Below are 9,803 nucleotides of genomic sequence, written 5' to 3'. Positions count from 1 at the left end.
CCCCAGGCCCCCACCACCCTCAATCCCCTCAAGGACCTCGAGCGCGCCCGCGCCCGCCAGCGCACCGTGCTCGCCCGCATGCGCGACACCGGCGCCATCTCCGAAGAGGAGCACGCCCGCGCCCTCGCCGAGCCCCTGCGCCTCGCCGGACGCGATGCGCCCCCATCCACCCCGGCCGACACCGCGCTCCACTTCACCGACTACGTCGTCTCCCTGCGCCCACCGCACGGCGAGGTGCGCACCACCCTCGACGGCGACCTCCAGCGCGAATTGGAATCCCTCGTACGCGGGCACGTGGACGCCCTCGCCGTGGGTGGCGTGACGAACGCGGCCGTGGTCGTGCTCGACAACGCCGAGTGCCACGTCCTCGCCATGGTGGGCTCCGCCCGGTACGACGACGCGTCCGCCGCGGGCGCGGTGAACGGGGCCCTGGCCCGACGCCAGCCGGGCTCCGCCCTCAAGCCCTTCACCTACGCGCTGGCCTTCGAGCGCGGCGACACGCCCGCCTCCGTCGTCGCCGACGTGGAGACGCGCTACGGCGAGTCCGATGGAGACCTCTTCAGCCCGAGGAACTACTCCGGCGACTACTCCGGCCCGGTGCTCATGGGCGAGGCCCTGGGGCGCAGCCTCAACGTGCCCGCCATCCGCGTGGCCCGGCGCGTGGGCGTGGAGCCCCTGCTCACCCGGCTGCGCGACGTGGGCTTCGCCTCGCTGGACGCACCCTCCTCGCACTACGGCCTGGGCCTCACCCTCGGCAACGGCGAGGTGACGCTGCTGGAGCTGGCCCAGGCGTACGCGATGTTCGCCCGCGGGGGCCTCACCTGCCGCGCCACGCCCCTGGCCGGCCCCCCCGCGCCGGACGCCGCGCCCCACCGCGCCTTCTCCGAGGAGGTCGCCTGGCTCATCACCGACGTGCTGAGCGACGAGTCCGTGCGCATGCGCGGCTTCGGCGCGGGCAACGCCCTGATGCTCGGCTTTCCCGTCGCGGTGAAGACGGGCACCAGCACCAACTGGCGAGACAACTGGGCCGTGGGCTACACGCCCCGCTTCACCGTGGCGGTGTGGACCGGGGATTTCTCCAACCGCCCGCTCCACGGGATGACCGGGGCCACCGGCGCCGGCCCCCTCTTCCACAAGGTGATGAAGCGCGTGGTCGCGCGCGCGGGCCCCTCCGCCATGCCGGAGCGCACGCCGCCCCCGGAGGGCCTCGTGGAGGGCCAGGTGTGCGCGCACTCGGGCCAGGTCCCCACGGCCTCGTGCCCGGTGCGGCGGCGCGTGCGCCTGCCGAAGGCCCATGTGCCCGACCAACCCTGCCCCTGGCACCGCGAGGTGCGCCTGGACGCGCGCAACGGCCTGCTGGCCGGGGAATCCTGCCCGTCCGAGCACGTGGTGACGCGCACCTTCGCCTTCCTCCCCGCCCCGTACGCCTCCTGGCAGGCCACGCACGGGCGGGAAGCCGCGCCCGCCGCGCCCACACGCTACTCGCCCCTGTGCCCCGAGAAGGGCCCCGTCCCCGGCGCGCTCGTCATCACCTGGCCGCGCCCCGGAGAGGTCTTCCTCATCGAGCCCGGCTACGCGCGCGACACCCAGACGCTCCGGCTGAGCGCGGAGGTGGAGCCCCGGCTCGCGGCGGTGACATGGCTGGTGGATGGCCGGCCCGTGGGGCAGGCGCCGTGGCCCTATGACGCCTCATGGGCCCTACAGCCTGGGCGGCACCGGCTGGAGGTGGTGGCCCGGGGCCTGCGCAGCGAACCGGTGGACATCGAGGTGCGGTGAGCGCTAGGGGACGCTTAGGATGTTGGCTGCCCGCTCACCTCTGGAGACGCCCCATGGATTCCAATGAACTGGCCCGGGTGCCAGGAGTCAACCCGAATGTCCCCTCCGCCTCCCGCGTCTACGACTACGCGCTGGGCGGCACGCACAACTTCGAGGCGGACCGTCAGGCGGCGGAGTTCATGTTCTCCCTGGTGCCCTCCACCCCGAAGTGGCTGCGGATGCTGCGCGCGTGCCTCCAGACGGCCGCCCGGCGCATGGCCGCGGACGGCTTCAAGCACTGGGTGGACTTCGCCTCCGGCCTGCCCACCGGGGACCATGTCCACAGCGTGCTGCCGGACGCCCGGGTGCTCTATAGCGACACCGACCCGCTGACCATCGCCATGTCCAAGCACCTGCTCGGCGACAACCCGTCCGTGCGGTACATGGAGTGCGACATCCGCCAGGCCGGGGACTTCCTCCGCCGGCCCGACGTCACCGAGTTCCTCCAGGGCCAGCGCCGCGTCGCGTTCGGCGCCAACGGCATCACCGTGTTCCTCCCGGCCGAGGAGAACCGCCGGTTCTTCCGCGACCTCTACGACTGGGCCGCGCCGGGCTCCAAGCTCTTCACCACCTTCGAGACGAAGGAGGCGGCGCTCACCACGCCGAAGTGGGAGCAGTTCATCGGCATGTTCCAGAAGATGGGCGAGTCCTTCCACCTCTACTCGCTGCCCGAGTACCTCGACATCTGCGGCCCGTGGGCCCAGGACACCATGGGCGTGGTGCCCCTGAGCGAGTTCCTCGGCCTGCCCCCCGGATACATGACCGAGGAGGACCGCGAGGGGCTCGGCATCGAGTTCTACGCGGTCATCCTGGAGAAGCGGTAGGGCGGCCTTCCGCCTGCCTCCTCCCCTGCTTCCCGCGCCTGGACGTGGGGCGGCCTTGCGGCCATCCCTCCGCACGGTGTCTCCACGCCGTGAATACCGTGTCCAGCAGACAACGCGCGCAGGAAGAGGAGGCAGTGCATGTTCCAGGCGAGAAGTCGGCGGGCGCTCGGGGGCGTGGCCCTGGCAGCGGCCCTGGCGGTGTTCAGCGGCGGGTGTGGCTCATCCCGCGCGCAGAAGGTGGATGACGCGTGGCTGGCCCGCGTCCCCGAGGAGCAGTTGGGTGATGTCCGCTCGGCCCAGACCGAGCGCCGCAGGGCCCAGGACGAGGTCACCCGCGCCGACGTGGCCCTGAAGGACGCGGAGCGCGCGCTCGAGGTGGCCCGCCGCAACGCGGATGCCTCGCGGCTGCGCCACGATGCCAACAAGTCGGCCATGGAGGCGGCCGAGGCCACCGGCCAGCGCGCGGAAATCGAGCGGGCCCGGGCCGAGCTGATGAACTCGGAGACGGGCGTCACCGCCGCCAAGGCGCAGGTGAACTGGCGCCAGCAGTCCATCGAGGCCCTCGATGCGCGCAAGCAGCTGCGTGAGCGGGAGCTGGAGGTGGCCGACGCGCGGCTGCGCCAGGCCGAGTTCCAGGCCCTCAAGCAGAACGGGGACGTGCGCGTGGCGGAGATGTCCGAGGCGGACTTCGCCGGGGCGCTCGCGGACGCCCAGAAGAAGGTCGAGGAGGCCCGCAGGCGCGTGGACTCGCAGACCCAGGAGGAGCAGCAGGCCCGCGCCCAGTGGGAGCGCCTGCGCACCCAGGCCCAGGGCTACGGCGGCAGCGGCGTACCCGTGCAGGAGTAAACCACGAGGGCCCTGGCGGGCGTGGCGCGGCGCGGGAATGCCTTCCCCGCCGCGTCCGCTTCGTGCAAGGGTCGCCCCGTGACCCCCTACGAGAAGATCTTCGAGAACAACCGCCGCTGGGCCGAGGAGCAGCTCCGTTCCGACCCGGAGTACTTCGCGAAGCTCTCCGTCGAGCAGCGCCCGGACTTCCTCTACATCGGCTGCTCCGACAGCCGCGTGCCGGCCAACCAAATCATGGGCCTGGCACCGGGCGACGTCTTCGTGCACCGCAACGTCGCCAACCTGGTGAACAACGTCGACCTGAACGTGATGTCGGTCATCAGCTACGCGGTCCAGACGCTCGACGTGAAGCACATCATCGTGTGCGGCCACTACGGGTGCGGCGGCGTCCAGGCGGCCATGCAGCCCAAGGACCTGGGCATCCTCAACCCCTGGCTGCGCAACATCCGGGACGTGTACCGCCTGCACAAGGCGGAGCTGGACGCCATCCCCGACGGCGAGCGCTACGACAGGCTGGTGGAGCTCAACGTCACCGAGCAGTGCATCAACATCATCAAGACGGCCGCGGTGCAGAAGTCCTTCCTCAACCGCGGCTTCCCCACGGTGCACGCGTGGGTGTTCGACATGCGCAACGGCCTCATCAAGGACCTGAAGCTCGACTTCCGCGAGACGCTGCGCAACATCCAGCAGGTCTACGACTTGACGGGCAGCCGCTGGGACTGAGCGCTCAGAGCGAGCGGAGCAGCGCGCGGAACTCCTCGTCCTCGGGGATGGGGTGGATGCCCGCGTCCTGCAGCTCCGTCTCACGCACGGACTCGCCTCCCAGCCGCAGCGCCTCCGCCAGGAGCGAGCGCGCCTCGTCGCGCCGCCCCTGGAGGAAGGCGATGTAGCCCGCGTTGCCCAGCGCCAGGGGCTCTCCCGGGCGGCGGTCCAGCGTCGCGTCCACCCGCTCGCGCGCGCGCTGCAGCACCTCCAGCGCCCGCGCCCGCTCCCGGGGCCACAGCCGCTTCGCCTCGCACAGCAGCGCGAAGCCCGCGCTGTTGAGCGCGTTGGACACGCGCTCGCGCAGCGCCGGCTCCGGGGCCTCGGCGAAGCGGCGCACGACGTCGTCGAAGCCCACCAGCGCCTCGTCCACGCGCCGCAACTGCCCCAGCAACTCCGCCCGGCACACCAGCGCGCGCGCCACCTCCACCCGCAAGTCCAGCTCGCGCTCCCCGCCGAAGCGCCGGTCCACCTCCTCGAAGGTGGCCAGCGACTCCTCGTGGCGCCCCAGCTTCCCCAGGAGCGACGCCTTGAACATCAGCGACCGCGCGGCCTGCATGCGCAGCTCCGCCTCCGAATCACGGCTGAAGCGGCGCACCAGCTCGTCATGGACGGGCAGCGCCTCCTCCTCCCGGCCGAGGAAGCGCAGGAAGACGGCCTTGCGCAAGAGCGCCTCGGACAGGAGCTCGCGCTGGAGCAGGTCCGTGGCCCCGTCCAGCCGCCGGAGGACCTCGTCGCACACGGCGACGCCCTCCACGGGCCGGCCGAGCTGCCCCAGCGCCACGCACTTGTAGAGCAGCACCCGGACGAGCCCCTCGCGCAGCTTCGCGTCCCGGGAGCCGCCGAACTGCCGGAGCGCCTCGTCGCACGCGGCCAGCGCCTCCTCGGGCCGGTCCAGCTGCACCAGCGCCAGCGCCTTGTTGACGAGCGCGCGGATGACCTGCAGGCGCACGGCCGGAATCATCGTCCCGCCGAACCACTGGATGACCTCGTCGTTGAGGGCGAGCGCCTCGTCGTAGCGGCCCTCCTCGCCCAGCTCGCTGGCCCTGTCGAGCACCCCCTGCGCGACCTGCTCGGGGCTCGCCGTGTCATCCATCGCCATGGGTCCTTCCCTCCCTTCGCGGAAGGAGCATAGGCCGGACGGGCACCCGTGCGCTGGACCTCACTTCGGTGGGCGGAAGACGTACTGGAAGACGGGCGCGTCCCGACCCGGCGGGTAGCGCGCGTCCAGGAAGGCGAAGTAGGCGTGCCCGGCGATGAGCGGGTCCTTCAGGCTGTCGTACAGCGTTTCCACCCGGGTGGCGCGGCCCTCCTCGTCCACCTGGACGCGCACCTTGAGGTTGCCCTTCAGGTCCGGCTGCTCCTTGAGCCGCTCCATGTAGAGGGCGACGAGGCCCAGCGACACCCGGGCGTAGATTTTGTCCGGCGCGCCCTGGGCCGGCGTGGCGGGCAGGCGGAAGCGGCGCACCAGCGCGGCGGCCTCGTCCTCGGCCTCGGGCACTTTGCGCTCCGGGGCCGCGAGCGCCGAGCGGTACGCCGCCAGCGACTCCTGGAACAGCTCCCGCTTGAGGAACAGGCGCGCCCGGCGCACGTGGATGTCGGCGCGCTGTGGCGCCCGCTCGGAGGCCTTCAGGAACATGGCCTCCGCGGCGGCGCCGTCGCCCCCGGCCTCGGCCAGCTCCGCCAGGCGGATGGCCGGCTCCGGGTCCTTCGCGTCCGCCTCCATGAGGCGCTGGAGCGCCTTCGTCTCCTCGGCGGGGCGGCCCAGCTCCGCGTACAGCCGCGCCAGCAGGCCCAGCGACGCGGGCTCCGCGCCGCCCAGCGACACGTACTTCTCCAGCGACTGCGCGGCCTTGTCCTTCTCCGAGGCGGCCAGCCACAGGTCCGCCTGGAGCCGGTGCGCCTCCCTGTCCCGCGGCTTGAGGGCGACGAGCCTGTCCCCGGCCACCGCGGCCGAGCGCACGTCGTTGGCCGTCTTCGACAGCTGCGCCAGCTTCTTCAGGGCCTCGGGCTGCTCGGGCCAGTCCTCCACCGAGCGCGCCAGCAGCGCGCGCGCCTCGGCCTCGCGCTCCGGCTGCTGCGCCAGCAGCAGGCCCAGGCTGGTGCGAATCTGCGGCGCGTCCAGCGCGTCCAGCGCCTCGCGCAGCCGCGCCTCCGCCTCTGCGGGCCGCCCTTGCGCCTGGAGCAAGAGCCCCTCGCCCCACAGCGCGGGCGCGAAGCCGGGCGACTCGCGCAGCGCGGCGGCGAACATGGGCCGGGCCTCGGCCAGGAGCTTCCAGCGGATGTAGACCAGCCCCATGCCCACGTGGGGCCAGGGGTTCTCCGGGAACAGCGTGGAGACGGCCTTCAGCTCGTTCCAGCACGCGTCCGCGGGGAACTGGAGCCACGCCAGGTAGAAGCGCGGCATCGCGTCATTCGGCCGCGCCCGGGCCTGCTCCGCCAGGTCGTCCTCCAGGAGCCGCGTCTTTCCACGCACCCGGGCCGTCTCGAGCTGCCGGAGCATCCCCATCACCTCGGCGGCGGGCGGCGGAGGCACCGCCACCAGGGACGCGGCACCCGCGGCCGGCAGGGCCAGCACGAGGGACAGGAGGGCCGGAAGGAGGAAGGACGGACGCAGGGCCATGGAAACTCGCGCGGACCATACCAGACGGCCCACGCCGCGCCGCCCGGCCTGCCCGGAAGCGCCTGCTCCCCCGCCCGTGTCCCGAAGTCCCTCCGGCCCGGAGTCCCAGTAGACCCGGAGCGGAAGGGGTGATACCGGGAGTGCGCCCGCCCCGGGGCCAGAGGCCTTGCCGGAGCGGACGCCTCCCTCAACCCGCTACATCAGCCAATCTCGACGCGGCAGGAGTTGTTGCAGCCGTCACCGTTGAGGCCGTTGCCGTCGTCGCACTCCTCGCCGTGCTCCGGATTCGGCACGCCGTCACCGCAGCGGGGGCCCCACACGCAGCCGCGAGCGCACTGGCCGTAGCCACCGTCGTTGATGCCGTCGTCGCACTCCTCGCCCCGGTCCGGCTCGCCGTCGCCGCAGGTCGCCTCGCAGACGCTGCGCTGGGTCTCGAAGTTGTTGAGCGTCAGGCGGTAGGAGGACGCGGTCGTGTGGCGCTCGGCCTGGAGCACCAGGACCTCGTAGATGCCATTCGGCTGGAGGCCCAGCTCGGTGGCCTTCTGGGACAGGGTGATGGTGCCGTCCAGCGCGCCGTGGACGCCACCCAGGTCCAGCGCCAGCTTCTTGTTGATGAACACCCACACGTCGTCGTCGCCGCGGAAGGTGAGCACCTCGGTGCCCTTGTACTCGAACCAGTAGCGGGCCTCGCTGGTGAAGCTGAAGTTGTGGCCGTTGTTGCGGGGTGACTCGTACGCGGTGCCCATGGCCACCCAGCCCTTCCCGTCGAGCGGGAAGAAGGCCTGGTTGTCGAACACGTAGGAGCCGTTCGTCTGCCGCGTGAGGTCCAGCGTCCCGACCACCGTCTTGTTGACGTCCTTCACGTCCCGGTACCACTGGTTGAAGGCGGTCGCGCCGTTGGTGTTGGCGGAGCTCACGCCCGTCTTGGCGTAGACGGGCTTGCCGTCGGCGCCCAGGCTGGCCGCGACGATGCCCGTCTCGTGGCCGGCGTTCTTGTTCTCGAAGTCGATGTGGCCGCGCGGCACGCCGTTGACCGCCGGCAGGTCATAGCCGCGGAAGTCGCGGTAGACGACGGGGATGGAGACCGTCTGCGGCGGCTCGTCCTTGATGACCACGCACACGAAGCCCTCCTCGAGCTCGCACGCCGACGAGCAGCCGTCGCCAGAGCGCGTGTTGCCGTCATCGCACTGCTCCCGGGTGCTGTTGGGCAGCATCACGCCGTCGCCACACACCTCCTCGCAGCGGCCGTTGGCACACTTGGGCTCGCGCGTGCACAGCGGCGAGCAGCCGTCGCCCGTGTCGCTGTTGCCGTCGTCGCACTGCTCGGTGCCCTCCGGCTTCCCGTCACCGCAGGTGGTGCGGGCGCAGGGCTCACCCGGGGGACACTTCCAGCCGGGCTCCAGGCGACACACGGAGCTGCAGCCGTCGTTGTTGGCGGTGTTGCCGTCCTCGCACTCCTCCTCACCGGCGATGATGCGGTCACCACACGCGGCGGCGTGGCAGCGGCCACCGGACTGCGGGCAGTTCCAGCCGCGCTCCACCGTGGAGCAGTCCGCGCTGCAGCCGTCGTTCGCGATGTTGTTGCGGTCGTCGCACGCCTCGGGCTCTTCGACACGGCCGTTGCCACAGCCCTCCGCCTTGGTGCAGGCCTGACCGGGCGTATCACACGACCAGCCGGGCTCCTTGGTGCACGCGGAGGTACAGCCGTCGCCGCTGCGCGTGTTGCCGTCGTCACACTGCTCGCCCGTCTGGAGCTGGCGGTCGCCGCAGTCCAGGCCGCCGTCCGGAGTGCCGGAGTCCGGGTCCGTCACGACGCCCGCGTCCGGCTTCGCCGAGCCCCCGTCGCCACCACAGGCGGCGAGCGCGAGGAAGAGGGAGGCGAACACGAGGCTCGCCATTCGACTGAGATGAGGGGAATTCCGATGTGCAGGGGGGGTCCGCATGAACTCAGATGCTGAATTTGCTTGGAGCCCCTGTCAACGCATGCGGTCGACCTCATCCTCTGGTCGCACCCCCGGCATGCAGATGGCGCGAACATGTGCAGAGCGGGTGGACTTTCGCTCGTCGCAGGAGAGCTGCCCTTACATGTGCGCTCATTCATCGGGAGCAGGCAGCCGTGGACATCCGGCAACCCCGTGGCATCCGGGGCCGGGCTTCACGAGCCATCCGGGCACGCGTGCAACCCCTCGCGCGCGGCGCCTGCCCCGTCAGTGGGTGGCGTTGCGCAGGTACTGCGCGTAGAAGCGCACCGCGCTGGCGTAGCCCTGGACGGACACGCGCTCGTCCCGTCCGTGCAGGCGCGCGAGGTCCTCGCGCTCCAGGCGCAGCGGCATGAAGCGGTAGACGCTGTCGCTCAGCCCGGTGAAGTGGCGCGCGTCGGTGGCGCCCACCATGAGGTACGGCGCGACGAGGGCCTCCGGAAACACCTGGCGGATGCTGCGCTGGAGCACGCTCCACGCCTCGGTGTCCGTGCGCGACACCGGCGAGGGCTCGCTCTGGAAGCCCATGACGCCGACCTTGACGCGGGAGTCGTCCACCACGCGCCGCACGTGCTCCAGCACGCCCTCCACGGTGTCGCCGGGGAGGACGCGGAAGTTCACCACCGCCCTGGCGCGCGAGGGCAGCACGTTGTCCTTCACGCTGCCCTCGAACATGGTGGCCGCGGTGGTGGTGCGCACCGCCGCGTTGGTGGAGGGCTGCGCGGTGAGCTGACGCACGACGAGCGGCTCGAAGAGCCACAGGTTGGCGAACACCAGCCGCATCCCAAAGGGCATCTCCGGCCCCACGAAGTCGAAGAGGGCCCGGCTGCCGCCGCGCAGCCGCGCCGGCATGGGCTCCTCCTCCAGGCGCACGACGGCGCGGCTGAGGACGCCCACCGCCGTCTGGCTCGGCGGCATGGACGAGTGACCGCCCTCCCCCGCCACCACCAGCTC

8 protein-coding genes are annotated in these 9,803 nt (G+C 71.9%); 4 read left to right on the top strand and 4 right to left on the bottom strand.

Annotated features, from left to right (window positions below; all coding sequences use genetic code 11):
• From HG543_RS47300 to HG543_RS47285, 4 genes are all read left to right on the top strand, one after another.
• A partial coding sequence (locus HG543_RS47300; protein WP_169351556.1) for a penicillin-binding transpeptidase domain-containing protein occupies positions 1 to 1,776 on the top strand: 1,776 nt, incomplete at its 5' end.
• 53 nt (positions 1,777 to 1,829) lie between these two features.
• Positions 1,830 to 2,639, top strand: a complete 810-nt coding sequence (locus tag HG543_RS47295; protein WP_169351555.1) for an SAM-dependent methyltransferase — start codon at positions 1,830 to 1,832, stop codon at positions 2,637 to 2,639.
• 138 nt (positions 2,640 to 2,777) lie between these two features.
• Positions 2,778 to 3,485: a hypothetical protein gene (locus tag HG543_RS47290; protein ID WP_169351554.1), complete on the top strand. Its 708-nt coding sequence runs from the start codon at positions 2,778 to 2,780 to the stop codon at positions 3,483 to 3,485.
• 78 nt (positions 3,486 to 3,563) lie between these two features.
• Positions 3,564 to 4,208 carry a carbonic anhydrase gene (locus tag HG543_RS47285; RefSeq protein WP_169351553.1) on the top strand — a complete coding sequence of 215 codons (645 nt, stop codon included), beginning with the start codon at positions 3,564 to 3,566 and terminating at the stop codon, positions 4,206 to 4,208.
• A gap of 4 nt (positions 4,209 to 4,212) precedes the next feature.
• Here the strand turns inward: HG543_RS47285 and HG543_RS47280 are convergent, their stop codons facing one another.
• From HG543_RS47280 to HG543_RS47265, 4 genes are all read right to left on the bottom strand, one after another.
• Positions 4,213 to 5,349, bottom strand: coding sequence for a tetratricopeptide repeat protein (locus tag HG543_RS47280; protein ID WP_169351552.1), 1,137 nt, complete (start codon positions 5,347 to 5,349; stop codon positions 4,213 to 4,215).
• A 60-nt stretch (positions 5,350 to 5,409) separates the two neighbouring features.
• The gene (locus HG543_RS47275) at positions 5,410 to 6,870 is read right to left on the bottom strand and encodes a tetratricopeptide repeat protein (RefSeq protein ID WP_169351551.1); all 1,461 of its coding nucleotides are present in this window, start codon (positions 6,868 to 6,870) and stop codon (positions 5,410 to 5,412) included.
• 200 nt (positions 6,871 to 7,070) lie between these two features.
• Positions 7,071 to 8,813, bottom strand: coding sequence for a DUF4215 domain-containing protein (locus HG543_RS47270; protein WP_169351550.1), 1,743 nt, complete (start codon positions 8,811 to 8,813; stop codon positions 7,071 to 7,073).
• 264 nt (positions 8,814 to 9,077) lie between these two features.
• Positions 9,078 to 9,803, bottom strand: a 726-nt coding sequence (locus HG543_RS47265) for a M20/M25/M40 family metallo-hydrolase (protein WP_169351549.1), incomplete at its 5' end; no start/stop codon positions are given.

Source organism: Pyxidicoccus fallax (assembly GCF_012933655.1).
In the GTDB taxonomy this organism is placed as follows: domain Bacteria; phylum Myxococcota; class Myxococcia; order Myxococcales; family Myxococcaceae; genus Myxococcus; species Myxococcus fallax.
The sequence above is the reverse complement of the archived record's forward strand: the minus strand, read 5'-3'. Positions and strand labels throughout refer to the sequence as shown.

Coding starts and splice junctions, on each gene's coding strand:
- HG543_RS47280 (WP_169351552.1), bottom strand. CDS start 5,349: ATGGCGATGGATGACACGGCGAGCCCCGAGCAGGTCGCGCAGGGGGTG.
- HG543_RS47295 (WP_169351555.1), top strand. CDS start 1,830: ATGGATTCCAATGAACTGGCCCGGGTGCCAGGAGTCAACCCGAATGTC.
- HG543_RS47290 (WP_169351554.1), top strand. CDS start 2,778: ATGTTCCAGGCGAGAAGTCGGCGGGCGCTCGGGGGCGTGGCCCTGGCA.
- HG543_RS47270 (WP_169351550.1), bottom strand. CDS start 8,813: ATGCGGACCCCCCCTGCACATCGGAATTCCCCTCATCTCAGTCGAATG.
- HG543_RS47275 (WP_169351551.1), bottom strand. CDS start 6,870: ATGGCCCTGCGTCCGTCCTTCCTCCTTCCGGCCCTCCTGTCCCTCGTG.